The sequence below is a fragment of the Sphingomonas sp. TF3 genome, from assembly GCF_003985085.1.
GTDB lineage: Bacteria > Pseudomonadota > Alphaproteobacteria > Sphingomonadales > Sphingomonadaceae > Sphingomonas.
Genome location: NZ_RWKS01000007.1, coordinates 146,054 through 172,628, shown reverse-complemented (window position 1 = coordinate 172,628; position 26,575 = coordinate 146,054). Strand labels below are relative to the sequence as shown.

General features: G+C 65.7%; 20 protein-coding genes. 9 read left to right on the top strand and 11 right to left on the bottom strand.

Annotated elements, in window-relative coordinates; genetic code table 11:
• Positions 1-125 precede the first annotated feature (125 nt).
• From EJC47_RS08440 to EJC47_RS08425, 4 genes are all read left to right on the top strand, one after another.
• Positions 126-992 carry a class I SAM-dependent methyltransferase gene (locus EJC47_RS08440; protein WP_126846795.1) on the top strand — a complete coding sequence of 289 codons (867 nt, stop codon included), beginning with the start codon at positions 126-128 and terminating at the stop codon, positions 990-992.
• A 148-nt stretch (positions 993-1,140) separates the two neighbouring features.
• Entirely contained in the window at positions 1,141-2,106 is a 966-nt protein-coding gene (locus EJC47_RS08435; protein ID WP_126846793.1) for a hypothetical protein, read from the top strand.
• A gap of 2 nt (positions 2,107-2,108) precedes the next feature.
• The gene (locus EJC47_RS08430) at positions 2,109-2,636 is read left to right on the top strand and encodes a DUF2141 domain-containing protein (protein ID WP_171010506.1); all 528 of its coding nucleotides are present in this window, start codon (positions 2,109-2,111) and stop codon (positions 2,634-2,636) included.
• A 5-nt stretch (positions 2,637-2,641) separates the two neighbouring features.
• Entirely contained in the window at positions 2,642-3,844 is a 1,203-nt protein-coding gene (locus EJC47_RS08425) for a glycosyltransferase (RefSeq protein WP_126846790.1), read from the top strand.
• Here the strand turns inward: EJC47_RS08425 and EJC47_RS08420 are convergent.
• Entirely contained in the window at positions 3,831-5,279 is a 1,449-nt protein-coding gene (locus EJC47_RS08420; RefSeq protein WP_126846788.1) for a DUF2029 domain-containing protein, read from the bottom strand. The genes EJC47_RS08425 and EJC47_RS08420 overlap by 14 nt on opposite strands.
• Before the next feature lie 86 nt (positions 5,280-5,365).
• On the opposite strand from EJC47_RS08420, the gene EJC47_RS08415 reads away from it, so the two are divergent.
• Positions 5,366-6,991, top strand: a complete 1,626-nt coding sequence (locus EJC47_RS08415) for an alkaline phosphatase D family protein (protein WP_126846786.1) — start codon at positions 5,366-5,368, stop codon at positions 6,989-6,991.
• Positions 6,992-7,061: 70 nt separating this feature from the next.
• Positions 7,062-8,069: a LacI family DNA-binding transcriptional regulator gene (locus tag EJC47_RS08410; protein WP_033965262.1), complete on the top strand. Its 1,008-nt coding sequence runs from the start codon at positions 7,062-7,064 to the stop codon at positions 8,067-8,069.
• A gap of 46 nt (positions 8,070-8,115) precedes the next feature.
• Here the strand turns inward: EJC47_RS08410 and EJC47_RS08405 are convergent, their stop codons facing one another.
• Positions 8,116-9,156 (bottom strand): YeiH family protein, encoded by a 1,041-nt coding sequence (locus EJC47_RS08405; protein ID WP_126846865.1) that lies wholly within the window; start codon positions 9,154-9,156, stop codon positions 8,116-8,118.
• A gap of 212 nt (positions 9,157-9,368) precedes the next feature.
• Here EJC47_RS08405 and EJC47_RS08400 point away from each other — a divergent pair, with 212 nt between their 5' ends.
• The gene (locus tag EJC47_RS08400) at positions 9,369-10,574 is read left to right on the top strand and encodes an MFS transporter (RefSeq protein WP_126846784.1); all 1,206 of its coding nucleotides are present in this window, start codon (positions 9,369-9,371) and stop codon (positions 10,572-10,574) included.
• 28 nt (positions 10,575-10,602) lie between these two features.
• On the opposite strand, the gene EJC47_RS08395 is transcribed toward EJC47_RS08400, so the two are convergent.
• Both EJC47_RS08395 and EJC47_RS08390 read right to left on the bottom strand, forming a co-directional pair.
• Positions 10,603-12,996 (bottom strand): TonB-dependent receptor, encoded by a 2,394-nt coding sequence (locus tag EJC47_RS08395; RefSeq protein WP_126846781.1) that lies wholly within the window; start codon positions 12,994-12,996, stop codon positions 10,603-10,605.
• Between the two features lie 100 nt (positions 12,997-13,096).
• On the bottom strand, positions 13,097-14,173 hold the full coding sequence (locus tag EJC47_RS08390) for a Gfo/Idh/MocA family protein (protein ID WP_126846863.1): 1,077 nt from the start codon (positions 14,171-14,173) through the stop codon (positions 13,097-13,099).
• Between the two features lie 36 nt (positions 14,174-14,209).
• Between EJC47_RS08390 and EJC47_RS08385 the strand changes: the two genes are divergently transcribed.
• Positions 14,210-15,118 (top strand): aldo/keto reductase, encoded by a 909-nt coding sequence (locus tag EJC47_RS08385; protein WP_033965263.1) that lies wholly within the window; start codon positions 14,210-14,212, stop codon positions 15,116-15,118.
• Positions 15,115-16,185, top strand: a complete 1,071-nt coding sequence (locus EJC47_RS08380) for an LLM class flavin-dependent oxidoreductase (protein ID WP_126846779.1) — start codon at positions 15,115-15,117, stop codon at positions 16,183-16,185. Before EJC47_RS08385 ends, EJC47_RS08380 begins: the two co-directional genes overlap by 4 nt.
• Before the next feature lie 293 nt (positions 16,186-16,478).
• On the opposite strand, the gene EJC47_RS08375 is transcribed toward EJC47_RS08380, so the two are convergent.
• The 7 genes from EJC47_RS08375 to uxaC form a co-directional block, all read right to left on the bottom strand.
• Entirely contained in the window at positions 16,479-17,480 is a 1,002-nt protein-coding gene (locus EJC47_RS08375) for an alpha/beta hydrolase (protein WP_185867607.1), read from the bottom strand.
• A gap of 71 nt (positions 17,481-17,551) precedes the next feature.
• Positions 17,552-20,458 carry a TonB-dependent receptor gene (locus EJC47_RS08370; RefSeq protein WP_126846775.1) on the bottom strand — a complete coding sequence of 969 codons (2,907 nt, stop codon included), beginning with the start codon at positions 20,456-20,458 and terminating at the stop codon, positions 17,552-17,554.
• 214 nt (positions 20,459-20,672) lie between these two features.
• A complete protein-coding gene (locus EJC47_RS08365; protein ID WP_126846774.1) occupies positions 20,673-22,241 on the bottom strand; it encodes a carboxylesterase/lipase family protein in 1,569 nt (522 codons plus the stop codon).
• Positions 22,228-23,235, bottom strand: a complete 1,008-nt coding sequence (locus EJC47_RS08360) for a sugar kinase (RefSeq protein ID WP_126846772.1) — start codon at positions 23,233-23,235, stop codon at positions 22,228-22,230. The genes EJC47_RS08365 and EJC47_RS08360 overlap by 14 nt, the downstream gene beginning before the upstream one ends.
• A 123-nt stretch (positions 23,236-23,358) precedes the next feature.
• A complete protein-coding gene (gene kduD, locus EJC47_RS08355) occupies positions 23,359-24,114 on the bottom strand; it encodes a 2-dehydro-3-deoxy-D-gluconate 5-dehydrogenase KduD (RefSeq protein ID WP_126846769.1) in 756 nt (251 codons plus the stop codon).
• A 106-nt stretch (positions 24,115-24,220) separates the two neighbouring features.
• A complete protein-coding gene (gene kduI, locus EJC47_RS08350; protein ID WP_126846767.1) occupies positions 24,221-25,060 on the bottom strand; it encodes a 5-dehydro-4-deoxy-D-glucuronate isomerase in 840 nt (279 codons plus the stop codon).
• A gap of 17 nt (positions 25,061-25,077) precedes the next feature.
• Positions 25,078-26,520 (bottom strand): glucuronate isomerase, encoded by a 1,443-nt coding sequence (gene uxaC, locus EJC47_RS08345; protein WP_126846765.1) that lies wholly within the window; start codon positions 26,518-26,520, stop codon positions 25,078-25,080.
• Positions 26,521-26,575: the final 55 nt, after the last annotated feature.

Below are 26,575 nucleotides of genomic sequence, written 5' to 3'. Positions count from 1 at the left end.
GCCGCCGCGTCCTCCCCTCCCTGGAAGGGAGGGGCTGGGGGTGGGTCGGCCCGTGGAGCGCGCACCGCCTGCCTTAGACCGACCCACCCCCGCCCCCTCCCTTCCAGGGAGGGGAGGAAGACCGCATGACCAATCTCATCACCCTCATCACCGAACCCTGGCCCGATTACGGGCTCATCGACTCCGGCCACGGCCGCAAGCTCGAACGCTATGGCCGGTTCCGCTTCATCCGCCCCGAACCGCAGGCGATGTGGGCCCCGGCGTCGGAAAGCTGGGAAGCCGATGGCGATTTCATCGGTGCGTCGGATGAAGAGGGCGGCGGGCGCTGGCATCTGTCGCGCGATGTGCCGCGCGGTGGCTGGCACGTGCGCTGGGAGGAAGTGCTGTTCCTCGCGCAGAACACGCCCTTCCGCCACCTCGCCTTCTTCCCCGACATGGCACCGCAATGGCAGTGGATGCGCGGGCGCGTCGCCGAGGGGGATCAAGTGCTCAACCTGTTCGGCTATACCGGGGTCGGCACGCTGGCGCTCGCCGCCAGGGGCGCGGCGATGACGCATGTCGATGCCTCCAAAAAGTCGGTCGAGGCGGGCAAGGCCAATGCGTTCCTGTCCGACATGGCCGACCGCCCGATCCGCTGGATGGTCGACGACGCCGCCAAATTCGCCGCGCGCGAAGTGCGGCGCGGGAAGCGGTATGACGGCATCTTCCTCGATCCGCCAAAATTCGGGCGCGGGCCCGATGGCGAAGTGTGGCGGCTGGAAGAGGGCCTGCCCGGCCTGATCGCGGATTGCCGTCGCTTGCTCGACCAGGACAGCAAGTTCCTGGTGCTGACGGTCTATGCCGTGCGCATGTCGGCGCTGGCGATCGGCGAGGTGGTGCGTCAAGCCCTGGCCGATCTCGGCGGCACGGTCGAAGTCGGCGAGATGGCGGTGCGCGAGGAAGCGCGCGGGCTGTTGCTGCCGACCGCGATCTTCGCGCGCTGGTCACGGTAAACCCGTCAGGCCCCCCGCAAAACGCCTCATCATATTGGATGGACCACGGTTCCCGCTCTTTTCTTGGCGTTTGCCGCGCCACACTTATGCCGCTAATGCGCGGCAATGGGGCCGCCCTGACCGGCCAAGAAGCGGACAAACGCGCCACGTGGATAACTATACGACTGGACCAGTGATCGGCGTTTCGACGCAGGGCACATCCGCGCACCTTTCGCTGCCGCCGATGCCCGGAACGCCCGATCTCGCCGGCCTTGAGCCGATGGCACCGCTGGCGCGACGCTGGCCCTCCTATCTGGGCGCAGCGGTCACGCTCGTAATGATCGTGTGGCTCGGCTTGAAGCTCCATGCGCTGGGCGTCGACAGTCTGGTCTCGGCGCTGCCGAGCAGCCCGCTTTTCTATCTGTTCTTCGGACTCTTCTACCTTTCTCCGGTGACAGGCGACTTCATCATCTTCCGCAAATTGTGGGGGATCCCGGCGGCCGGTTACGTGGCATTGACCAAGAAGCGCATCGCCAACGACGTGCTCAATTATTCGGGCGAGGCCTATTTCTACGCCTGGGCGCGGCAACGGTCGTCGATGGTGGCGGCACCGTTCGGCGCGGTGAAGGATGTCAGCATCCTGTCGGCGATTGCCGGCAATATGGTGACACTGGCGATGATCGCGATCGCGATGCCGCTGGGCATCGGCCTGCTTACCGAACAGCAATTGCACAATGCACTCTGGTCGGTGGTCGTGGTATTCGCCATGTCGCTGCCTTTCCTGATCTTCTCGAAACGCGTCTTTTCGCTGCCGCGCGCGACTTTGTGGTGGATCTTCGGCATCCACTGTCTGCGGTTGATTGCGGGATCGGTGCTGATCGCCTTTACCTGGCATTATGGTCTCCCAAGTGTGTCGCTCGGGATGTGGCTGCTGCTGTCGGCAGCGCGGCTGATCGTCGGGCGGCTGCCACTTGTGCCGAACAAAGACCTTCTTTTCGCCACCTTCGCCACCCTATTGATCGGTCAGGACGCAGCCTTGTCGGTGCTGATCGCGGTCACCGCGGCGCTGCCGTTGCTCGTCCATGTTGTGCTCGTCGCGATGTTCGGGCTGGTCGACTTGGTGAGAAAGAGTTGAAAATGGTGCGCAAGGTTTTGATGGCGGCGGCAATCACCGGCGCAGCACTTCTGCCCGTCACGGCAAGCGCGGCGCAGATTCTGGGTAGCGACGCCGCGGCCTGCACCTCGGGCGGCCCCGCGATTCGCGTGACCGTCGACGGGTTGAAGGATCGCACCGGCGAACTGAAGCTCGAGCTGTTTCCCGCCAACGACGCCGATTTCCTGAAGGACGATCGCGACCTGATCAAGGAAGGCAAGTTCTTCCGTCGCGTGCGCCTGCCTACCCCGGCCAGCGGCCCGATCGTGCTGTGCATCCGCGTGCCGACGCCTGGCCCCTATGCCTTGCTGTTCACGCACAATCGCGACGGCAAGAACAAGTTCAACCTGTGGCAGGATGGCGCGGGCTTCCCGACCAACGCGCGGCTCGGCCGGTCGCGCCCCAAGCTTGCCATGGCGCGGATCGTCGTGCCGCAGGGGGTGGTATCCACCGAGATTCGGGCGCAATATCTGCGCGGGCTCGGGGGGTTCGGGCCGCTCAAGGACGAATAGACGCCATGCGGATCGTCGACGTCAACGAATTCTACTCGCCGACCGGCGGGGGTGTGCGCACCTATATCGATCGCAAGATGGGCATCATGTCCGATCTCGGGCATGAGCTGATCGTGCTCGCCCCTGGTCGCGAAAATGCGGTCGAGGAACGCCCCGGCGGCGGCAAGGTTATCTGGATCCAGACCGGTCATTTGCCGCTCGACCAGAATTACGGGCTGTTCTGGGAATCGGCCCCGATCGTGAAGCTGCTCGACCAGTTGCAGCCCGATGTCGTCGAAACCTCCTCGCCGTGGCGCTTGCCGTGGGTGATTGGCAAGTGGCAGCCCAAATATGAGGGCGGTGCGGTGAAAAGCTTCTTCATGCACAATGACAATATGGCCGCTTATGCGCTGCGCTGGTTCGAGGGCCTCGCCCCGCAGGAGCGGATCGAGCGCGCTTTCTCCTGGTACACCCGCTATATGAGCGGCTTCCTCCAGCATTTCGATGCGGTCGTCACCAACGGCCCGGCGCTGGAAAAGCGGCTTAAGGCCCGCGGCGTGCGGATCGACGCGGCGATGCCGCTGGGGATCGAGCGTGGCCATTTCTCGCCCGATCTGCGCGACGATCGCTTGCGTGCCGCCTTGCTCGCGCAATGCGCTTTGCCGCCCAGCGGGCATTTGCTGCTCGGGCTTGGCCGCCATCATCCCGAAAAGCGCTGGCGGCTGGTGATCGACGCGGTCGAGCGCGCCGGTTCGGATTTGCCGGTCGGGCTGATCCTGCTCGGCACCGGGGTCGAAAGCCGCCAGATCGAGGCCCGCATCGCCGGATCCCCGCACATCCGCATGTTCCGCCCGGTCTATGACCGCGAACGCCTCGCCCGCATCGTCGCGAGCTGCGACGCGCTGATCCACGGATCGGAGGCGGAACCGTTCGGCTTGGTCGCGTCCGAGGCAATGGCGGGGGGCCTGCCCCTGATCGTGCCCGACACGGGCGGTTGCGCGGAGGTTGCCGACCGCCACGCCTCCGAATTCTACACCGCGCGCGATGCGCAAAGCGCCGCGGCGGCGATCCACCGGCTGTTCGCACGCGACCAGCGCGTGCTGCGCCGCGCGGTGCTGGTAGCGGCGGGCAAGGTGCGCAGCGACCGCGACCATGCGGTGGAACTGATGGACTATTATCAGGGGTTGGTCGACGCCAAGCGCAACGGAGCGCTGCTCAAGGTCGCCTGACGTACACACGGAAACGCGTACTGTTGATCGGCACCGTCCGATACCCTCGCGCGATCGCCCAGCGTTCGAGCAGGGCGTCGGTGTCGCTGTCGCCCGCTGTCCATGGAGCCTCGCCACCGACCAGCACGGCGGACGGCGGGTTGCGATCAAGGTCGGCGGGGCGATCCGCCGACACAACATGGAAGCGCGGCTCGGTCGCCGGGTCGGCGAGCCGGTGGGTGCGATAATAAAACGGACCGGCCGCAAAACGCGGGTCGGGCAAGCGTCCGGTCGCGCCGAGAAACTGCGGTGACAGCGTCGCCACGCCGCCCTGCACCCCGGCCGAATCGAGCGCGGCGCGGATCGCCCGGCCTTCGCGCAAAGCCACCGGCATCGACGCTCCTTCCAGCGCCTGGACCGCCGCAGCGGTCGTCGGCGCAAGGCCGGCGAAAATCGTCACCACGGTAAAGATCCGCAGGCCCCGCCCCGGCGGTGCCCGGTCCCACACCAACGCCAGCAAGACGAAGAGCGGCGGCAGAACCGGCAGCAGATATTGCCGCCAGGTGGGAAACGGCAGCAGCGCGGCGACCAGACCGGCCAGCACCAGCCACTCGATCACGCCGGGCCGCACCAAGCGGCGGCGCACCATCACCAGCGCCAGCAAGGCCGGGCCGAGCGCGAAAAACTTCAGCGCATCGACCGCCTTGGCGAGATAGGACATCTTCCACGATCCCGGCGTGTAATATTCCGCCGGAGCCAGCGCCGGGAAGCGCAGCGTACCGAACACGAAGGCGGCGGGGGCGATCGCCCAGGTCCAGGCGACAAACGCGACCATTGGCATTGCTCCGGCCAGCACGGCGAGCGGGCGATGCCGCCGATCGACGAGCGTATACACCCCATAAGCCGCCGCAGGCAGCGCGTAGGACACTTTCGCCGCCGCTGCTGCGGCCAGCAACAGCCCGATCAGCACCGCTTGTCCCGTGCTGCCGCGCCCGCGCTGCGTGCGCACGATCGGCACCAGCGCAGCAGCAAGCAAGGCGGCAGGCAAGGCGTCGTTGCGGGCAGTGGCGATGCTGAACAGCAGGATATCGCTCAGCGCGAGCAACCCCGCCGCGATCAGCGCGGCGCGCGCCGAGGCGCCGGCCTCGCGCGCCGCGCGCCAGACGCAGCCGACCAGCACCGCGCCGAGCGTAGCATTGACCAGCCGCAGCGCGGGCCACACCCAGGGCCCCGCCAGCCATGCGACCGGCGCGAACAGGAACGGCTGCAACGGCGTCTGCAGATAGGCAAAATCACGGAACGGCAGAAAACCATGTGCGGTCAGCACGGCCGCCGCAACATATTGGCTTTCGTCATGATCGACCGAGCGGAGCAGCGCGCAGAGCGCGAAGAATATCAAGATGCCCGCGCCATAACGCCAGGGGAACACCAGCGGATCGGTCCTTCGCTCGTCCATGCCCCGGCCTTAGCCAAGGCAGATCTCACTGTCACGCAGACGCCATATCGATGGCGCAGGAACGCGCGATCAGCTGGAGATGCCCCATGACGCTTCGTATCGACCGCCGCTCTTTCCTGCTCACCGGCTCGTTCGGGCTCGGCGCTTTCGCGGTGCCGGGCTTTGCGCAAAGCCCCTCGGTCGCGAATGCGCGCGGCTTCACCCATTCGGTCGCCAGCGGTGAGCCCGCCGGCGATTCGATGCTGCTATGGACGCGCTACGTCCCCGCCAGCGGCGACACTGCCGAACTGCGCGTCGAACTGTCCGAAACACCAGACTTCGCCAAGGTCGTCGCGGGCGGATCGCAAATCACGGGCGTATGGCGTGATTTCACCGCCAAGATCACCGTCGACGGCCTCGCCCCCGGTCGCACCTATCACTACCGGTTCGTCGCGCCCGACGGCAGCTTTTCGCCCGTCGGCACGACCAAGACCTTGCCCGTCGGCCCGGTCGACCGCTTCCGCACCGCGACCTTTTCCTGCTCGAACATGCCCTATGGCTTCTTCAACGCCTATGCCCATGCGGCGGCGCGCGACGATCTCGACCTGACGATCCATCTCGGCGACTATTTTTACGAATATCGCACCGGCGATTATCCCGCGCTGAAGGATCAGGTCACCGGACGCACCCCGCTTCCCGCGACCGAATTGCTCCACCTCGCCGACTACCGCATCCGCTACGCCAGCTATCGCAGCGACCCAGATCTGATGGCGCTGCACGCCAAATTGCCGATGATCGTGCAGTGGGACGATCACGAATCGGCAAACGATAGCTGGGAAGGCGGGGCCGAGAATCACCAGCCCGACGAAGGCGACTGGAATGCCCGCCGCGCCGCCTCGATCCAGGCCTATCGCGAATGGATGCCGGTGTCCGACGAGCCGTGGAAGGCCTATGAGATCGGCACGCTCGCCACGCTGTTCCGCACCGAGACCCGCCTGCTCGCGCGTACCAAGCAGCCTGACGTCGCGCCGCTGTTCAAGGCGAACGACCCGATCGCCGCGCTGAAAAACTTCCGCGATGGCGCGTGGACGGACCCGGCCGTCACCATGATGGGGTCGCAGCAGGAAAGCTGGCTCGGCCACGCGCTCGCGCAATCGGTCCGCCAGGGCCAGCGCTGGCAAGTGGTCGGCTTCGGCACGATCATGGGCGAAACCGTGATGCCGCAGGATGCGCTCGCCTGGGTGGCACCCGATGCCCCCGCGCGCGCCAAAAACTATATTCTGGCGGGCGTTGCTGCGGCCAAGCTGGGACTGCCGTTCAACTACGACAATTGGGGCGGCTACCCCGCCGCCCGCGCGCGCTTCCTGAAGGGCGCGCAGGCGCAAGGGGCCAATCTGATCGTGCTGTCGGGCGACAGCCACAACGCCTGGGCCTATGACCTGGCGCAGGACGGCAAGCCTGCCGGGGTCGAATTCGCAGGTCATTCGGTGACGTCCCCGGGCTATGAAGCCGCCAGCAAGACCGACCCCAAGGTGATTGCCGCCACGCTGGTGCGCGCCAATAAGGAGCTGAAATGGTGCGACACCTCGCGCCGTGGCTATATGGCGATGACGCTCACGCCCGACCGCGCGAGCAACGACTGGATCATGGTCGATACCATCAAGGCCCATACTCCCGCCGCCAGCATCGGCCACAGCGCCACGGTCCAGCGCGGTCGCAATATCATGGCATGACGGTTGCCGATGCCCCGCTGGTGCGGCACACCCGTGCGCCACACCTGCGGGGCTTTCGGGAGCGGCGACTTTGCGCGTAACCATCAAGGACGTATCTCGCGTTTCGGGGGTTTCGATCAAAACCGTGTCGCGCGTCCTCAACAAGGAGCGCTATGTCGGCGAGGAAACGCGCGCCAAGGTCGAGGCGGCGGTAGCCGAACTGAACTTCCGCCCGAATGTCGCGGCACGGTCGCTTGCCGGGCGGCGCAGTTTCCAGATCGCGCTGATCTGCGACAATCCCAGCCCTTATTATGTCTACGAAATGCAATCGGGCATCCGGGATCGCTGTGTGGCGGACGGGGTGCGGATGATCGCCCAGCCGTACGATCGCAATTCCACCACCTTGCTCGACGATATCGAGAATCTGGTCGACGCCACGCATGTCGATGGCCTGATTCTGACCCCGCCCGTATCGGACTATCCGCACGTGCTCGACTTGCTCCAACGGCGCGGGGTGCGGTTCGTGCGGGTTTCGCCGGGGAGCGCGCTCGATCTCGCCCCCTCGACCTTCATCGACAACGCTGCCGCCGCCGCGACGATGACCGCGCACCTGCTGTCGCTCGGACACCGGCGGATCGGCTTCATCGCCGGGCATCCGAGCTATGCCACCAGCGGCCAGCGCTTGCAGGGCTATGCGTCTGCGCTCGGGCAGCAGGGCATTGCCTTCGATCCCGTGCTGGTCCGCGAGGGCAGCTATGATTTCGCCTCCGGCGCGGCGGCGGCGGCGGCGCTGCTGTCGCTCGCCGAACCGCCAAGCGCCGTGTTCGCGTCGAGCGACGACATGGCGGCGGGGGCGCTGACGACGGCGCATCGCTATGGCCTGTCCGTACCGGGGCAGCTCTCGATCGCGGGCTTTGACGACACCGCGCTGGCAGGCTTCGTCTGGCCCCCGCTCACCACCATCCGCCAACCGACCCGGCAAATGGCGTATCAGGCAGCGGACCTGCTGCTCGCGCCCGCGCATGCACCGGTCGAACGCCGCGAAGTCGGCTATGAGCTGATCGTGCGCGAATCGACCGGGCCCGCGGCAACACAATAAGCGCGGCATTTCCTCCCTTCCGAGGAGGGGAGGCAGCGCAAAACGATCACCCGATCAACAGTAGCGCCGCCGCCAGCGCCAGGCCGAACGCCACCAAGGTCGCCGCCAAAATCACCAGCAACGGCTTGGGCCCCGCTTCCAACAATTGCGACAAAGGTGAGCGGATCGCGGTCGCCGTCACCGCCGCTGCCAACATTGCCGCCGCAACCCGCTCCGCGCCGGTCGCGACCACCGCCGGGATCACGCCGAATGAATTGATTCCGGCCAGCACGAAGAACCCAATCACAAACCACGGCACGCCCGGCCCCTTGGCGTGTCCCTCGCCGCCGCCACCCCAGCGCGCCAGGCCCATCGCCACCACCGCCAGCACCGGAGCCAGCAAGGCCACGCGCGTCAGCTTGACGATTGCCGCGATCGCCCCGGCTCCGTCCGAATAGGAATAGCCCGCGCCCAACGCCTGTGCGACATCGTGGATCGACGCGCCCAGCAGGAACCCGGCCTTCAGGTCGCTCATGTGGAAGGCATGTGCCACCAGCGGATACAGCATCATCGCCGAGGCACTCATCGCCGAAATGCCGACCAGCACCAGCGTCAGTTGCGCCTGAGTGGTGCGTTTTTCGCCCAGGGTCGTCGCCAGCGCCATCGCCGCCGACGCGCCGCAAATCGCCACCGATCCCCCCGCCAGCAACCCGAAGGCGGTATCGAAGCCGAAGCGCCGCGCCGCAAACACCCCCGCTGCCATCGTCGCCGCGACGATGCCCACGACGCACAGCAAGGCAACCGGCCCAAGCGCGACGATCTGCCCCGCCGTCACCCGCACTCCGACCAGCACGATCCCCCAGCGCAACAGCGAGCGCGAGGCAAAGGCCAGCCCCGGCGTCAGTCGCCCATCGGCGCTGAGGAAATTGAGCGACAGGCCGATCAGCAACGCCATCAGCGTCAGCGGCACGCCATAATGATCAGACAGGAACCCGGCGGCCAGCGTACCCATCAGCACCACCACCAGCCCGGGGGCATAGCCGCGCCAGTCATGCTTGGGCGCGGTCTCGATGGCACCGTACAAATCGCCATACAGGTCGGCAGCCATCGGAAGCGGGCGGGTTTGCCGGGAAATCGCCATCGTCTTTGCCGCCTCTTCCGTCACCCGGGGCTTGTCCCGGGGGCCACCGTGCCGCACACCGCACGGCACCTCTTGCCGCCCGGTCGCGCTTGGGACAAGCCCGGTGCCAGCACCTTTTGGACCTAGCCGAACCCCACCTTCTGTGACAACGCTGTCTCCATAAAGCCGGGAGCGGATCAATGGCACTACGCGGCGGCGCAGCACGCTGGATCATCGTCGCGATGGTGTTCGTCGCGGTGATGCTCAATTATGTCGACCGCCAGATCCTGGCGCTGCTCAAACCCACCCTGGAAGCGCAATTCCGCTGGTCCAACCAGGATTACGCCAATCTCGGCACCGCCTTCCAGGTGGCGACCGCCTTCGCCTTTCTGGGCACCGGCTGGTTCCTCGATCGCGTCGGCCTGCGCCTGGGCTTCGCGCTCGGCGTGCTGGTCTGGAGCCTGGCTGGCATGGCGCATGCCTTTGCCGCGACCGTCCCCGCTTTCTTCGCCGCGCGCATCGTGCTCGGCATCGCCGAATCGGTGGGCACGCCGGCCGCGGTGAAGACCGCAGCGACCTATTTCAACCATAAGGACCGGCAGATCGCCTTGGGCATCGGCAACATCGCACCCAATATCGGCGCGATCGTCACGCCGCTATTCATCCCCGCGCTTGCCGTCGCTTATGGCTGGCAGGCGGCCTTCCTGGTCGCGGGCGGGCTTGGTGTCGTGTGGGTGGCGATATGGTTCGCGATCCGCATCAAGCCCATCGCGCTCGACGCAGTGGCACCCGCCCCCGTGCCGTGGCTCAGCATCCTGCGCTCACGCGAGACCGCCGCGATCGCCATCGCCAAGGTGCTGTCGGATCAGGTGTGGTTCTTCATGTTGCTGTGGCTGCCCGATCTGTTCCACCGGCTGTTCGACCTGCCACAGGGCACGCTCGGACTGCCGATCGCCTTGGTTTACGGGATGGCGGCGTGCGGCGCGCTGACCGGCGGCTATTTGCCGACACGGCTGATCGCGCACGGGTGGAGCGTCAACCGCGCGCGCAAGCTGACGATGCTCGGCTATGCGCTGCTCGTGCTGCCAGTGATATTCGTCCAGTCGGTCGACAATCCATGGGTCGCGGCGTTGCTCCTCGGCTTGGTGCTGTTCGCGCATCAGGGCTTTTCGACCAACGTGTTCGGCGTAACGACCGACATTACCCCCGCCCGCGCGGTTGGCTCCCGCATCGGCATCGCCGCCTTTTGCGGCAATTTGTGCTCGATCGGGATGATCCAGTTTCAGGTCTACGCGCTGTCGCACGGCTGGGGTTACGCCCCCGCGCTGGCAATCTGCGCGGGGTCGTATCTCGTCGCGCTGCTCGCGATACACCTCCTGATCCCGGTGATCAGGCCGACACCGTGATCCTCCCCGCACGGGGAGGATCAAAGGCTCAGAAATTCACCCGCCCGGTCACGCCGAAGTAGCGATCGGCATCGCGCGGGATCTGGTAGCGATAGGCCTGTCCCGGTCCACCATTGGCGATCGCCGCAGCAAAGCTCTTGTCGAACAGATTGCGCACCTGGAAGGTCAATTTGTAGCGATCGTTCTTGCTGACCAGACCGGCACTGAGGTTGACCAGGCTGTACGCCCCGATCGTCCCCAACTGCCGCTGCACCGCATCGGCCGAGAACAGCCCGAGCTCGCTGCTCTGATACGATCCCTGCGCCCCCAGCAGCACATCGGCAAAGCCGCCGGTGCGCAGCCGATAATCGACGCTGACATTGCCCTTCCACTTTGGCGCAAAGCCAAGCGGCGTGCCCGCCGGAATCGTCGCCGAACCAGCGGGGGCGTTGAACTTGTCGACATGCGCGTCGGTATAGGCAGCACCGCCGGTGATGCTCAGGTCGCGCACCGGCCGCAGCGTGGCATCGAGTTCCACCCCGCGGGTCGACACGTCGCCGGCATTGGTGAAGCGCGTGACGACCACGCCCGCGACCAGATCCGGATTGTTCGCCTGGAAATTCTTATATTTGGCGTAGAATGCGGCGAGGTTGAGCGTCAGCTTGCCGCCGAGCAGCGTGTTCTTCAGCCCGATCTCATAGGAATCGGAGGTTTCCGGCGCGATCACATTGGTGCCGGTCGCGGTCAGATTGTAGAACACGTTGAACGCCGGGCCCTTATAGCCGCGCGCATAGGTCGCATACGCCGTCGAGCCATGCGAAATATCGTACTGCACGCCTGCCTTGCCCGACAGGTTCTCATTGGTCGCCTTGGCGCGGAACGGCACGCCGTTAGAAGCGCTCACCGCCTGCGGCGCGGCTGTCGTCGGCGAAACCCCCAGCGCAACCAGCCGGATATATTCGTTATACACGCCCTGATCGAAATTGGCGTTGATCCCCGGCCCCGCCAGTGTGGTGGCACGCGAATGGAACACGTCGAGCTGGTCGACCGTATAGCGCAAGCCACCGATCACGCGGAAGCGCTCGCTGATGTTGAGCGTCCCCTGTCCGAACAGCGCGACATTCTTGAACACCGAGCCGAAATCGGCGGTGCCGGTCGGAAAGGTCGAGGGGTTGGCGGACGCGCTTGAACACGGCGTCAGCGCGGTCGGCGCGGGCGTCACCGCCGACGTGCAGACCTGATCGTTGCGCGTGAAGATGCGCTCGCTCGCCGCACGCGAATAATATGCGCCCAGCACATAGGTGAGGAACTGGTGCCCCGGCGAGGTCAGCCGGATTTCCTGGCTGAACGTGTCGCCAGTCTGTGGCCCGAAATCGTGAAGCTGGTTGAAGCCGATATAGGCGGCCGGCAGGAAGTCGCCGTCGCGGATCTCGGTATTCTTGTAATTGCGATAGGCGGTGATGGAAGTGACCGTCTGCGTCCCCGCCTGAATATCGGCCTGGAGCGAGAAGCCGTAGCCGGTTTCCTTGGTCCGCGTCGTCAGATTCTGCGCGAGTTCGCGGGTGTCGGTTCCGCGTGGCGTTGGCAGCGCTGCTGTGGACGCATTGGTGGTGACCGCACCCGTCGCGGTGTTGATCGGACCGGTCGCTATCACTTCACCGCAGCAATCGTCATTGTTGCGGTGATAATCGGCGATGAAGGCGAGTTTCACATTGGGCCCGGCATCGGCATCGACCTGCAAGCGCCCGCCATAATGTTCGAAGCCGTTGACCAGCTTGCCAGTGGTGACGTTGCGGATGTTGCCGTCATAATTGGTGTAGAAGCCGGTCAGGCGCGAGCGCACATGCTCGCCCAGCGGCACATTGAGCGCGGCGCGCGCGCGATATTCGCTGTCGCTGAAGAACCCGTCCTCGACATAGCCGCCGAACGTGCTGGTGGGCTTTTTCGAGATGATGTTGATGACGCCGGCGCTCGCATTTTTGCCGAACAGCGTGCCTTGCGGCCCGCGCAGCACTTCGATCTGGTCGACATCGACCAGGTCGCCAAACGCTTCGCCCGCGCGGCTGTACACCACGCCGTCGACCACGGTCGAAATCGACGGCTCGCCCGCGATCGAGAAGGTCGAGGTGCCGACCCCGCGCAGGAACAGCGACTGGTTGAGCGTCGTGCCCGATTTCAGGAAATTGAGCGACGGCACCAGATATTGCGCGCCCTCAAGGCTGGTCTTGCCCTGCGCGGCGATCGCATCACCCGAGATAACGGTGACCGCGAGGGGCACGTCCTGCAAACGCTCGGAGCGCTTCTGCGCGGTAACGATGATGTCGCCGGGGTCGCCCTCTGCTTGCTGGTTCGCTGACGCAGCCGCGGGCGCAGTCTGTGCGGAACCCGGCGAGGCCGCCACCAGCGCGAGCGCAGCCGCACCCGTCAGGTAAAGTGCTTTCATCCTATCCCTCCTTCGAAATCCCATCTTGGCGATGGGTATTATTCTTTTCGCGGATCGGACATCGCTGTCATACTTGTCCGCCGTAAAGCTCGGCTTGGCGTCAGAACCCCAGTTCGGCCATCTCCACCATCCGATGTTCGCGTGCGCTGATCTCGGCGGCGGTGCCGATCGCGACCGCCATCATGCCATCGCGCGCAGTGACCTCGACCGGCCCCGCCCCGCGCACCGCAGCGTTGAAGCGCTGATGCTGGTAGAAGGTCGAACCGTGATGGCTCCCCGCATCCAGCGCGGCCTGGTCGACCTCGATCACGCGCCGCGTCACCTGCTTGGCGTTGCGGAAGCCGACGCGCGGGGAATGCACCAAAGCGCCTTCCGGGATCAGCACGTCGAGCCGGGCTGCGTCCCCCACGGCGGTAATCTCTTCCTGATTCTCCGCGCCATCGGCAAACATCGACAGGTCGAGCAACGCACGCACGCCGTTCGCGAAATCCACAGTCGTATAGCTGTTGTCGATAATGTCGGGCGTCTCGCCGCCATAACGCTCATCGACATGGTTCACGTCCATCGCGCCCGAACAATAGACGCGCACCGCCTCGCTGCCGGTGATCAGCCGCATCAGGTCGAAGAAATGGCAGCATTTCTCGACCATCGTGCCGCCAGTGTTGCGGCTGAAGCGGTTCCAGTCGGCCACCTTGACCAGAAACGGGAAGCGATGCTCGCGGATCGACAGCATCTGCAACCGCCCGATCGCGCCACCTTTGATCTCCTCGATAAAGGCGGCGGCAGGCGGCATGTAGCGATATTCCATCGCCGTCCAGAACACGCGGTCGCTCTGCGCGGCGCGCGCCACCACCCAGCGGCAATCGTCGAGCGTCGTCGCCAGCGGTTTTTCGCACAGGATGTGGAGCCCGGCATCGAACAACGGCTCGAGCACGCGGCGGTGCGTATAATTGGGGCTCGCCACGATCACCGCGTCGCACAGCCCGCTCGCCGCCAGCGCCTCGACCGAGCCGAACACCGCCGCCGCGCCCGCACGATCGCCCAGCGCCGCCGTCGCCCAACCGATCGATTCCGCCACCGGATCGGCAATCGCGGTCACCACCGCCCCCGGCGTAATCGCCAGGTTGGTGATATGCTCGACCCCCATCATGCCGGTGCCGACCAGACCGTAACGCACTTGCTCCATTAAGGTCTTCGCCTCTATATGACAACGATGTCTGAAATCATACTTACACCCGAATTGCGCGCCCTCGGCAAGAGCGGAGTGCAGGTCAGCCCGATCGCCTGGGGCATGTGGCGTTTCGCCAATGCGACGGTAGCGGAAGCGCGCGCACGGATCGAGGCGGCGCTCGCCGCCGGGGTGACGCTGTTCGACACCGCCGACATTTACGGCTTCGATGGTGCCGACGGCTTTGGCGATGCCGAACTGCTGCTGGGGCAAGTGCTTGCCGAAGCCCCCGGCCTCGCCGCGCAGATGGTGCTGGCGACCAAGGGCGGCATCCGCCCGCCATTCCCCTATGACCAAAGCGCCGCGTATCTCGGCCAAGCGCTCGACGCCTCGCTCACCCGGCTCGGGGTCGATCAGGTCGATCTCTACCAGATCCACCGCCCCGACATCCTCGCCCACCCGCAGGAAGTCGCGCGCACGCTGGAAGACATGGTCCGCGCCGGCAAGGTCCGCGCGGTCGGCGTCTCGAACTTCACGCTGGCGCAAACGCGCGCGCTCGAATCCTTCCTGACGATCCCGCTCGCCAGCCTCCAGCCCGAACTGTCGCCGCTCGAACTCGGGCCAATCGAAAACGGCTTGCTCGATCTGGCGATGGAGCGCGATATCGCCGTGCTCGCCTGGTCGCCGCTCGGCGGCGGACGGATCGGCGCGCCCGAGGACGACCGGTCGAAAGCCGTCGCGGTCGCGCTCGATGTCGCAGCCCAGGAGGCCGGCGTTTCCCGCGCCGCGGCGGCCTATGCCTGGATCATGGCGCACCCCGCGCGCCCGATCCCGATCGTCGGCACGCAGAATCTCGCGCGCATCGCCGAGATCGCCGAGGTCTATAAGGTCCGCTTCACCCGCCAGAGCTGGTATGACGTGCTGGTCGCGTCGCGCGGGGAGCGCCTGCCATGACCGCGCTGCCGCCTTGCGAAATCAGCTGGTTTTCCGCTTTGTGCGATGACGATTACGAGTTTCTCGGCGTCCCCGATGCGCATTTGCAATCGAGCTGGGCGCATTGCCGCGACATCGTGCTGCAGGCGGAGACCGGCGGCTTCGACAATATCCTGCTGCCCTCGGGCTATGCGCTGGGCATCGACACCACCGCCTTTGCCGCCGGCATCGCGCCGCTCCTGCGCCGCATCGCACTACTGATGGCGGTGCGCGTCGGCGAAAGCTGGCCGCCGCAACTCGCCCGCCAGATCGCGACGATCGACCAGATGCTGGGCGGTCGCCTGCGCGTCAACATCATCTCGTCTGAGATGCCCGGCGAAACGCTCGCCTCCGCCCCGCGCTACGCGCGCACGGTCGAGGCGATGCACATCCTGAAAACGCTGCTCAACGGCCAGCCGCTCGACCATGATGGTGAGTTCTGGAAACTGAAGGTCGATCCGCCGCGCTTGCGTACCGTCTCGGGCAAGGCGCCCTTGCTCTATTTCGGCGGCCTCTCGCCCGATGCGCGCGACGCCGCCGCCAAGGGTGCCGACGTGTTCCTGATGTGGCCCGACCGACAGGAGGCCGTCGCCGCGATCATCGCCGACATGACCGCGCGCGCCGCCGCTTATGGCCGCACGCTGAAATTCGGTTACCGTGCGCATGTCGTGGTGCGCGAGAGCGAAGCCGAAGCGCGCACCGCCGCCGACCGCCTGCTCTCCAAGCTCGACGCCGCCGAAGGTGCCGCGATCCGCGCCAAGTCGCTCGATTCGCAATCGGCGGGCGTCGCCGCGCAAGCCGCGCTGCGCGAAAATGCGGGCGATGACGGCTATGCCGAGGCGAACCTATGGACCGGCATCGGCCGCGCCCGCTCGGGCTGTGGCGCTGCGATCGTCGGCGATCCCGATCAAGTGCTCGCCAAGCTCGACGCGTACCGCGCCATGGGCATCGAAGCGTTCATCCTCTCGGGCTACCCCCACGCAGCCGAAGCCGATCTGTTCGCGCGGCACGTGCTGCCGAAGATCGAGCATGGGCTTTTGATGGGGTGACCCTCAACAGGGCGATCACACTACCGTAACCCGTTCGTTTCGAGCGAAGTCGAGAAACAGCCACATGCGCTGTGCCGGGTTTCTCGACGATGCTCGAAACGAACGGAAGGGGATAGTTCAAAGAAACGCCGTGCGAACCTATCTCGCATGATCCCCCCGCCTCGCCGAGCGACACCGCTCGGCCAGCGCAGGGCAGGTCCATCGGCACCGGGGCAAGTCTTGTTTCTCGGGAAGGGTTTGAGAAGCGGCAGCCGAGCCACCCAACCCTCGCGCGAAATTCCTATGAGGAGGCGTCACCCAAACCCCTGCGTCCGCGCCCAGCTCAAGAACAACTCCGGCCACGCCGCCACCGGCTTGCCCACCGTGCCGCGCAGGCCAAAGCCGTGCCCGCCCTGGGCGAACAGATGCATCTCCACCGGCACGCCCGCGCGCACGCACGCCGCGCGAAACGCCAGCGTGTTCTCCACCTTCACCACCCCATCATCCTCGGCATGGAGCAGGAAGCAGGGCGGCGTGCGTGGCGACACGTTGGCGGCGGTCGAGTGCGCCCGTTCCAGCGCCGCGCTCGGCGATGGCCCCAGCAGCAGCGCGCGGGAGCCAGCATGGGCGAGGTCCGCCGTCATCGCCTGCACGGCGTAGATCGGCGCGGCGAGGCACGGACGCGCGCTCAGGCGGTCGGCGGCATCGACCGGCGCATAGACCGCAGCGTCGAAGCGCGTCGCCAGATCGCCGCAGACATGCCCGCCCGCCGAAAAGCCCATCGCGCCGACGCGCTCGGGCACGATGCCATAGTCCGCCGCCCGCGCGCGGATCAGCCGCATCGCGCGCTGCGCGTCGGCCAGCGCCACGTCCGGTCCGGCCGCCCAGCCATCCCCCGGCAGCCGATAGAACAGCACGAACACGGTAAAACCGCGCGCCGCGAGCCAGCGCCCGATCTCATAGCCTTCCTTGTCGATCACCACTAGGCGATAGCCCCCGCCCGGCGTCACCAGTAACGCCGCGCCATTGGGGGTCGCCGGGCGGAACACGACCAGGCGCGGACGGCTGATGCCCTGCACCGCACGGTCGTTCAGCGTGCGATCCTTGCTGCGCTCGTCGACGGTCTCCACCGGCAGCGTCGGCGGCGCGCCCGGCGCGCCCTTGGGCCACAGGTCCAACGTTTCGTCGGGTTCGGGCAGCGCCGTCGCCGGTGCGGCACCGCCAACCCGTGGCGGCGGCGTCTGCGCAAGCCCGCGCGCCGCCCACCCGCTCGCCAGTGTCCCGAGGATGGCGCTGCGACGGTCGATCACGGGCATTCTCCGGAAAAACGAACGGGCGTCGCCATAGCTTTGGCAACGCCCGAACGGGGAGGAAGGGTCTTCCAAGCTTACATCTTCACACGCGCGCCGAACAGAATGGTGCGGCCGAAATGGTTGTTCTCATAATTCCGGTTCGCATCGACATCGGTGTAGCGATAGCGATAGGTGTCGGTCAGGTTGGTGCCCTCGACCGAAACCTCAAGCCATTTGGTCAGGCGATAGCGCACCGAGGCGTCGAAATTGGTGGTCGCGGCATAGCCTTCGAACACGTTGCCGGTGCCGCTATTCTGGTCGACATAGGGCCCGCGATAGCTGATCGAACCGCGCGCACTGAACTTGGCGTCCTCATAATAGAGCGTGCCATTGAACGCTTTCTTCGACAGGCCGAACAGCGTCGAGGTCCGCTGCACCGCAGTCGGCGCAACGAGCTTGCAGGTGAACTGCGTCGCGCAGACCAGGCTGGATGGCCCAACCACGCCGTAGGTCGCGCTGCTGTCGATGAACGTCGCGTTCGCAATGCCGCCGAAATTCTTGAGGAAGCCGGGCAGGAACTTGAACGGTGCCTGCACCGACAGCTCGATGCCCTTCAGCGACGCACCGGTGCCGTTCACCGTCGTGCTGACCGTGTAGAGCTGGTTGGGATCGAAATTGATGTAGGCCGGCGAGCTGGGCGGCAAGACCGATTTCGGCAATCCGGTCGAGGCGAAGGTCTGGGTCAGCGTGTTCGACACCGGGAAGCTGTCGATCGATTTCTTGAACAAGGCGATCGACGCGATCGACTGGGGTGCGAAATACCATTCCAGCGCGATATCATACGCCGTCGCGCGGAACGGATCGAGGAACGGGTTGCCGTTGCTGATCTTGTAGTTGAACCCGTCCACCGTACCGCCCGGCGTAAGGTTGCCCAGCGTCGGCCGCGTCATCACCTTGGCGACCGCGCCGCGCACGATGATCTTGTCGGTCGGATAGAAGGCCACGTTGAGCGCCGGCAGCCAATCGTCGTACGAGCGCTGGACCGTGGCGGCGGTGCCGCTGACAAGACCGGTCGAGCTCTGGTCGGTATGGACATACCGCACCCCGGCATTGAACGCATAGTTCAGCCCGAAGAGCGCGCCCTTGGTATCGAATTCCAGATACCCGCCCGTCACCTTTTCCGAAACGCTGCGGGTATTGCCGGCATCGACGACCAGCGCGCGATTATACAGGTTGGTCAGGGTCGCCGCCGCCGGGATGTTGGCAACGACATATTGCGAGGTCGCGCCGGACGGCTGCCCGGCCGAACCCAGATTGACCAGATCGGTCAGCGCCGCCGTCACCGGGAAACCGTAAACCGCGCCCGACCCGAATTGCGAGGATGGCGAACAGGTCAGCGTGCCGAGCACCAGATCCTTGCCGCCATTGCCGCACACCACGGTATCGCGGGTGAAGCCCACGGTGTCGAAGGTGAACTTGCGGTAGACGCCCCCCGCCTTGATCTGGAAGCCATCGGCCACGTCCCATTCGGTGCGCAATTGCACGGTACGGAATTTGTTGACGGTCTCCGACGGACGATCGCGAATTTCGGAAAGCTGGTAGGCGCTCGGGTCGGTCACGCTGCTGCCATAGCTCAGCGTGGGGTTCGACATGTTGGTATAGTCGTATTTGAAGCCCTGCGCCGCTTTGTTGTCCAGCAGGATGGTCGTCTCGACCGGGATATTCGCATCCGATTTCGACAGCCCGCCCAACAAAGTGAAGCGGAACTTGTCGGTTACGTCCTGATCCCAGGTGCCGCCGATCTGATAGAATTCGGTGCTCGATTTGCGCAGATAATGCTCGTTGCGATTATATGCATCGTTCAGCGTCGCCGAGACGATGTTATTGTTCGCATCGTAGACCGGATTGACGAGGTCGATCGAGCGCTCGTTGCTGCGCGCCAGCACCTCCAGCCATTCCTCCTCGCGGGTTTCCTTGAACTTGGAGTAGAGGCCATCGATCGAGATCTTGGTCTTGTCGGTCGGCGCGAACTGCACGCTGGCAGTGATGCCCAGGCGTTCGCGATCATGCTTGATCACACCGTAGCGCGGAATTCGCGGATGGAAGGCCTGCGCTGCCTTGTCGCACGCCGCGCTTTGCCGATAGACGCCGCCGCTATTGGCCGCAGGCGTGGTAAAGGCCTGCGCCGCTCCCGAACCGGTGGTGTTGTAATAACACGGCGTACCGTCAACCGAGTCGAACTGGGCCTGCGCCCAGCGTGTCGTGTTGTTGCCGAGTTCGAGCGTGTTGACCTTCGAATACGCGGCGGAAACCGACGCGCCGAAGGTGCCCGCCTCGTTCCGCCAGGACAGCAGCCCGGCGACGCGCGGCCCGAGCGTCTTGGCGAGGTCGTTATACGACCCCTGCACCGACAGCGCGCCCGAGAAACCCGCCTTTTTGCCGCCAAGCGGGTTGCCCGTGTTGAGATCGACGACCGCGCCCAACGACCCTTCGTCGAGCGACGCTTCGGCGGTCTTATGGACCACCAGCGAACTGAACAATTCGGACGCGAATACGTTGAAGTCGAACGCGCGGTCGCGGTTGGCGCTGGCACCGTCGGTCGAGGTCGCGACGGTTTCCATACCGTTCACGCGGACGCGGGTGAATTGCGCGCCAAGCCCGCGCACGGTGATCGCACGCCCTTCGCCACCATCGCGCTGGATCGAAATGCCCGGGATGCGCTGCAGCGATTCGGCAAGGTTCTGGTCGGGGAATTTGGCGATGTCCTCGGCGACGATCGAATCGACCGCTGCGACCGAGTTTTTCTTTACGTTGAGCGCCGCCTGGAGCGACTGGCGGAAGCCGGTCACCACGATGTCCTGCCCCGTATCCTCGCTGGCCGGAGGCGCGGACGGCGTCGGCTCGGTCTGCGCCAAGGCAACGCTTGGCAAGAACAGTGCGAGCGCAAGCGCGCCTACCGAGACACCGTGCTGCACCGTCGCTGCCGCAGAAATCTTGCGCATTCTTCATCCCCCCTGGGCGTCGCTGTCGCGCGACGCCGATTGACACCGGTAGCCATGCCGCGCCTGCAAATTGGCGGCGGAATGGCGAGCAGAGGAAGGGAAAGGTGCACTTTTGCGGCGCATCGCTCCTCTCCTGCCCGATGGTCGCTCTTCGGCAACTCATCCTGACGCCTAAATGTCGCGTTTGGTAACCGGTGTCAATCGGCTTTTTGGCTTAAGTGCCCGGCTGAATATAGGGAATGCGGGCGAACAGTTCGCGCTGCCAGCGGCGGGGATCGTCCTCGCTATGGGGTATTGAATCGAACACCATCGTCGCGCGTCGCGAAAGATCGTAGCGGGCCCATTGCGGAAGCCCGGCATGATTGGGGTCCCCGGCTTGGGCGAAGGCGACGAAGCTGTCCTGCATCGCCCGCGACGCTGCCTGCGCATCCGCCCCCGTCCCGGTTTGCGAGCCCTTCGCGCCAATCGTGCCGAAGACCAGCGGAATGTCGATGGTGTGAAAGGCCCCGCGTCGGGGGTCGAGGCGCGACGTGAAATCGACTTGATAGACAAAGGCCGGAGCCCCGGCGCTTGCGCGTGCCTCGGCCTCGATCACTTGTCCGCGCCAACTCCGCCCAGCGGTGGTCGCGCCGTAAAATACCTCGGTCGGCGACCATGCCGGGAAGTGCGCGCGATACTGTTCGACCACCCATTCGGGCAGAATGTCGATCCGCAATTCCGGTGCGATTCGCGCGGCGACATTATCCCAGTTGAGCCCGCGCACCTTGTCCGAATCGGGTGAGAGAAAGCCACGGGTCTCGTCTCGGACATTGCCCAGGATCAGCGGAATATCGAGGCCTTGCGGGTTGGCATCGGGCCAGAACGGATGCCGCGCGAGCCACTTCATATCGAGCACCGGCCCGAAATAAACGCCGCCGCCAAGGATCGGGTCGGCCGTGTCGAGTGCGGCGACGAGGCGCTCCTGCGGCATCGCCAGCAGCGGCGACAGCTCGCGCGTGTCCACCCCGAGCCGCGCGAGATACGCCCGCGTCCGCGCAGTGGCGTTGAGCGGCCCCGAAGCGGTCACTTGCTGCCCGCTCATCGTGGCCGCGCGGTGGAACAGCCCGTGCGCCGCGGGCATCCCCAGCATCGTCGCGATCTTCGCGCCTCCGCCCGACTGGCCGAACACCATCACCCGCGCCGGATCACCGCCGAACGCCGCGATATTGTCACGCACCCATTTGAGCGCGAGGATCAGGTCGAGCTGCCCGGCATTGCCGCTATCGGGGAAACGCGAGTCGAGCCGCGCGAGATAGAGATAGCCCAGCGCGTTGAGCCGGTGGTTGACCGTCACCACCACGACATCGCCACGCGCCGCCAGTGCCGCGCCATCATTGAGCGGATCGGTTACGCTGCCGCCGGAATAGGCCCCACCATGAATGTAGAGCATCACCGGTAGTTTGGCCGCGCGATCGGGCCGCGCGGTCCAGATGTTGAGGAACAGGCAATCCTCGCTTTGCGGGCCATAAACGCTGCCAGCTTGCGGGGCGACCGGACCGAAGCTGTCGGCTGGATGCGGCGCAGGCCCGTACACGAACGGCGTCGGTGCGCGAAAGCGTTCGGCCCGCCCGTAGCGGATGCCGCGATAGGCGCGGATCCCGTTCGCCTCTGTCGTACCGATGAATCGCCCCGCCGCGCACGCAACCTGCGGGGCCCGCGCGGCGCGCAACGGTGTGGTGGCTGCGGCCAGCGCTGCCGCGCCGCTGCCTATCAGCGCGCGGCGGGTCAGCTCAGCGCCGGACATCCAGCCCGCCTGCGAGATAGGCGTCGATATCGGCCTGGCGGAACAGGCTGGCATCGCCTGGAAGGGAATGTTTCAGCGCGGCCAGCGCAAGCCCGGTGCGTGCCGCCTCGGCACTGTCGCCGCCCCGGCGCAGCGCGTGCAGTACGCCCGCCGCAAACGCATCGCCGCCGCCGATCCGGTCGACGATTCCGGCGAGCACGACTTCCTCGGTCTGCGCCGATTCTGTCCGGGTATCGACCCGCGCCGACAGTCGGTGGAGATCGACATGCTCGACATGCCGCGCGGTGGAGGCGATCGTCTGGAGCTTGGGGAACGCCGCGAAGGCGGCATCGACCGCCTCGCGCCGCCGCCCCTCGCCTTCGCCGCCAAAATCGCGGCCGAGCAGCAAGGCGATGTCGCGGTGGTTGCCGAACAGCAAATCCGCCTCGGCGACGAGTTGCGTCAGGATGCCGCGCGGATCGCTATCCCAGCGCTCCCACAATTTGCCGCGCCAATTGCCGTCGAACGACACCGCAATCCCGCGCGCAGCCGCGGCTTGCGCCGCCGCAATCGCGCTCGCGGCGGGCACCGGCCCTAGTGCCGGGGTAATGCCCGACAGATGCAGCCGATCGACGCCATGCAGCAGCGTGTCCCAATCCCAGGCGTCGCTCGGCATCTCGGCGAAGGACGACCCGGCGCGATCGTAAATCACCTCGGTCGCGCGCAGCCCTGCCCCCGAGGTCACGAAATACAGCCCCATGCGGTCCCCGCGGAGCTGGATACCGGCGGTCGCGACACCGGCACCGCGCAAATAGGTCAGCGCCGCCCGCCCCAGATCGTTGTCGGGTACCACGCTGGCAAAGGCGACATCGTGTCCGAGCCGCGCCAGCGCCCCCGCAACATTGGCCTCGGCCCCGGCAACCCACACGTCGAGCCTGGGCGTCTGCAACAGCAACTCGCGCCCCGGCGGCGAGAGGCGCAGCATGATTTCCCCGAAAGCCAGAAACGTACTCATGCAAATCCCCTCAACGTCACCCTCACCCTTCCGGCGCTTCGCGCCTCCCTCCCTCTCCCACCGGGAGAGGGAAGGGGCCCGCCCGGCACCGCCGGGTGGGAAGGGTGAGGGTCCGTTCTTCCCTTATCGCGCCAGCCAGCCCCCATCGACCGCCAGAATATGCCCTTGCACATAATCCGCCGCGCGGCTGCACAGGAACACTGCCGCACCACCAAGGTCGGAGGGATCGCCCCATTTGCCCGCCGGAATGCGCTCCAGGATCGAACGGTTGCGGTTCTCATCGGCTTGCAGCGCGGCGGTATTGTTGGTCGCGATATAACCCGGCGCAATCGCGTTGACGTTGATGCCCTTGCCCGCCCATTCATTGGCAAGCAGCTTGGTCAGCCCGCCAATGCCGCTCTTCGACGCGGTATAGCTCGGCACGCGAATGCCGCCCTGAAAGGTCAGCATCGACGCGATGTTGACGATCTTGCCAGACCCTTGCGCGATCATGTGCCGCCCGGCCGCCTGGCACAGGAAAAACACCGATTTGAGATTGGTGTCGATCACCGCATCCCAATCGTCCTCGCTGAAATCGACCGCGTCGGCGCGGCGGATGATCCCGGCATTGTTGATGAGGATGTCGAGCCCGCCCAGCTTATCCACAGCTTCATCCACAACCCTCTGCACAGGCTCGATCGTGGAAAGATCGGCCGAGATGATCTCGGCGCGACGACCCAGCGCGCGGATCTGTTGCACGGTGTCGTCCGCCGGGGTTCGGCCGACGCAGGCGATGTCCGCCCCCGCCGCAGCAAGCGCCAGCGCGATCGCCTGACCGATGCCGGTATTGGCCCCGGTGACGACGGCGACCTTGCCGGAGAGATCGAAGGGATTGTTCATATCTCGGTCCTTCTCCCCTCCCGCTTGCGGGAGGGGTTAGGGGAGGGAATGGAGAGGACCTGCGCGCTGCCCTCCCCCAGCCCCTCCCGCGCGCGGGAGGGGAGCTTCACGCCAGCTGGCAAATATCCAGCACGCTCATATCGGTATAATCCTGATTCTCGCCCGCCATCGCCCAGATGAAAGCATAGGCCTTGGTGCCCGAGCCCATATGCACCGACCAGGGCGGCGAAATCACCGCCTCTTCATTGGCCATCACGATGTGCCGCAGCGCTTCGCCCTCGCCCATATAATGGAACACGCGGTCGTTCGGCCCATCCAGTTCGAAGTAGAAATAGATTTCGCTGCGCCGCTCGTGAATGTGCGGCGGCATCGTGTTCCACACCGAACCCGGCTTCAGCACCGTCAGCCCCATCACCAATTGCGCGCTGTCGCAAATGCCGGGGATGACCATCTGGTAGATCGTGCGCTCGTTCGATTCCTCGAGGCTGCCGCGCTCCAGCTTGGTCGCGTCGCCTACCGAAATCACGCGCGTGGCGAACGCCTTGTGCGCCGGGCACGACGCCAGATAGAAGCGCGCGCCTTCGCCGGAAAACACCACGTCCTTGGCGCCCATCGTCACATACAGGCAATCCTTGTTGCCCAGCGTGAACACCTCGCCATCGACAGAGACGGTGCCGTCCGCGCTGCCGACATTGACCACCGCCAACTCACGCCGTTCGAGGAACGGGTGCCCCGCCGCCGAGGCCGGCTCGGTCTGGTCGGGCAATTTCACCGCGGCATCCGCCACCAGCACGCCCCCGATCACGAAGCGATCGGCATGGGTATAGTTCAGCACGCATTCGCCCGCGCGGAACAGGTCCTGGATCAAATAGCGATCGCGCAGCTCGTCATTGGAGACGCATTCCATCATGTCGGGATGGGTGGCGTAATAGGTGTGGTCGAACATCGGGGGCTCTCCGGGGGTCAGGCCGCTTTGGCGGCGATTTCGGGTGAATCGATACGATAGGCGCGGCGGACGAGGCCGCTGGTCAGCTCGTGCGCGAGCTCGGCGGCCTCCCAATCTTCGAGCCGATGCTCGGCCACGAGGCGCGCGAGAAAACCGCAATCGATCCGACGCGCGACATCGTGCCGCGCCGGGATCGACAGGAAGGCGCGGGTATCGTCGTTAAAACCAACCGTGTTGTAGAAACCCGCCGTCTCGGTGGTCATCTCGCGAAAACGGCGCATCCCCTCCGGACTGTCATGGAACCACCATGCGGGCCCGAGCTTGAGGCAGGGGTAATGCCCGGCCAGCGGTGCCAGTTCGCGCGCGTAGACGCTCTCGTCGAGCGTGAAGAGGATGATCGAGAGCTCGGTCGAGGTGCCGAAGCGATCGAGCAAGGGTTTCAACGCGTGAACGTAATCGGTGCGCATCGGAATGTCGGCACCCTTGTCGCGTCCGTGGCTGGCCAGCAGCCCGGCATTATGGTTGCGGAAAGAGCCGGGATGGATCTGCATCACCATCCCGTCCTCAACCGACATCGCCGCCATTTCGGTCAGCATCTGCGCGCGGAACAGTTCCGCATCCGCGGGGGTCCAGGTGCCGCCGACAATCTTGCCGAACAACGCCTCGGCCTCGGCGTTCGAGAGGTTGGCGGTCGCGGCGGTCGGGTGACCGTGATCGGTCGCGGTCGCCCCCGCCGCGCGGAAATCCGCCCGCCGTTTGCGGTGCGCGGCAAGATAGCCCTTCCAGCCATAGACATCTTCGCCGGTCAGTTCGGCAAAGCGCGCCATTGCGCCGGCGAACTGCTCATGCTCGACATCGATGACGCCGTCCGGCCGATAGGTCGTCACGACGCGCCCGCTCCAACCCGAGGCGCGAATGCGGTGATGTGCGCCCAGATCGTCCTGCGGCCCCTCTGTGGTCGCCAAAAAGTCGATCTTGAAGCGATCGAACAGCGCGCGCGGGCGGAAAGCCGGACTGGCCAGCGTCTCGGCGATCGTATCGAAATACAGATCGGCGGTGTCTGCCGCGAGCGCCACCTCGAACCTGAACACCTCGGCAAAGACATGGTCGAGCCACATGCGCGAGGGCGTGCCGCGAAACAGATGCAGGTTCTGCGCGAACAACCGCCATGCGGCGCGCGGATCGGTCGCGGGCGTGCCGCTGCGACGCGGAATGGCGAGCGCGTCCAGGTCGATGCCCTGGCTGTAGAGCATCCGGAAAATGTAATGATCGGGCGCAAGCAGCAACGCGGTCGCGTCGGTCCAGGCGGTGTCGTCGGCAAACCACCCGGCATCGGTGTGGCCATGCGGGCTGACGATCGGCAGCGCCGCGATCTCCGCGTAAAGCGTGCGCGCAATGGCCCGCGTCGTTGGATCGCTCGGAAACAGGCGATCGGGATTCAGGTCGAGCGGCCGTGCCATTGTCATTCTCCCTCCCCGCACTGTTTTATGCGGGCTCTGGTAACCGGTGTCAGGT

Excerpts from the sequence above, each read along its gene's own strand:
- EJC47_RS08375 (WP_185867607.1), bottom strand. The coding sequence starts at position 17,480 with ATGCCCGTGATCGACCGTCGCAGCGCCATCCTCGGGACACTGGCGAGC.
- EJC47_RS08400 (WP_126846784.1), top strand. The coding sequence starts at position 9,369 with ATGGCACTACGCGGCGGCGCAGCACGCTGGATCATCGTCGCGATGGTG.
- EJC47_RS08405 (WP_126846865.1), bottom strand. The coding sequence starts at position 9,156 with ATGGCTGCCGACCTGTATGGCGATTTGTACGGTGCCATCGAGACCGCG.
- uxaC (WP_126846765.1), bottom strand. The coding sequence starts at position 26,520 with ATGGCACGGCCGCTCGACCTGAATCCCGATCGCCTGTTTCCGAGCGAT.
- EJC47_RS08385 (WP_033965263.1), top strand. The coding sequence starts at position 14,210 with ATGTCTGAAATCATACTTACACCCGAATTGCGCGCCCTCGGCAAGAGC.
- EJC47_RS08365 (WP_126846774.1), bottom strand. The coding sequence starts at position 22,241 with ATGTCCGGCGCTGAGCTGACCCGCCGCGCGCTGATAGGCAGCGGCGCG.
- kduD (WP_126846769.1), bottom strand. The coding sequence starts at position 24,114 with ATGAACAATCCCTTCGATCTCTCCGGCAAGGTCGCCGTCGTCACCGGG.
- EJC47_RS08360 (WP_126846772.1), bottom strand. The coding sequence starts at position 23,235 with ATGAGTACGTTTCTGGCTTTCGGGGAAATCATGCTGCGCCTCTCGCCG.
- EJC47_RS08370 (WP_126846775.1), bottom strand. The coding sequence starts at position 20,458 with ATGCGCAAGATTTCTGCGGCAGCGACGGTGCAGCACGGTGTCTCGGTA.
- EJC47_RS08440 (WP_126846795.1), top strand. The coding sequence starts at position 126 with ATGACCAATCTCATCACCCTCATCACCGAACCCTGGCCCGATTACGGG.
- EJC47_RS08430 (WP_171010506.1), top strand. The coding sequence starts at position 2,109 with ATGGTGCGCAAGGTTTTGATGGCGGCGGCAATCACCGGCGCAGCACTT.
- EJC47_RS08380 (WP_126846779.1), top strand. The coding sequence starts at position 15,115 with ATGACCGCGCTGCCGCCTTGCGAAATCAGCTGGTTTTCCGCTTTGTGC.
- EJC47_RS08415 (WP_126846786.1), top strand. The coding sequence starts at position 5,366 with ATGACGCTTCGTATCGACCGCCGCTCTTTCCTGCTCACCGGCTCGTTC.
- EJC47_RS08425 (WP_126846790.1), top strand. The coding sequence starts at position 2,642 with ATGCGGATCGTCGACGTCAACGAATTCTACTCGCCGACCGGCGGGGGT.
- kduI (WP_126846767.1), bottom strand. The coding sequence starts at position 25,060 with ATGTTCGACCACACCTATTACGCCACCCATCCCGACATGATGGAATGC.
- EJC47_RS08420 (WP_126846788.1), bottom strand. The coding sequence starts at position 5,279 with ATGGACGAGCGAAGGACCGATCCGCTGGTGTTCCCCTGGCGTTATGGC.
- EJC47_RS08395 (WP_126846781.1), bottom strand. The coding sequence starts at position 12,996 with ATGAAAGCACTTTACCTGACGGGTGCGGCTGCGCTCGCGCTGGTGGCG.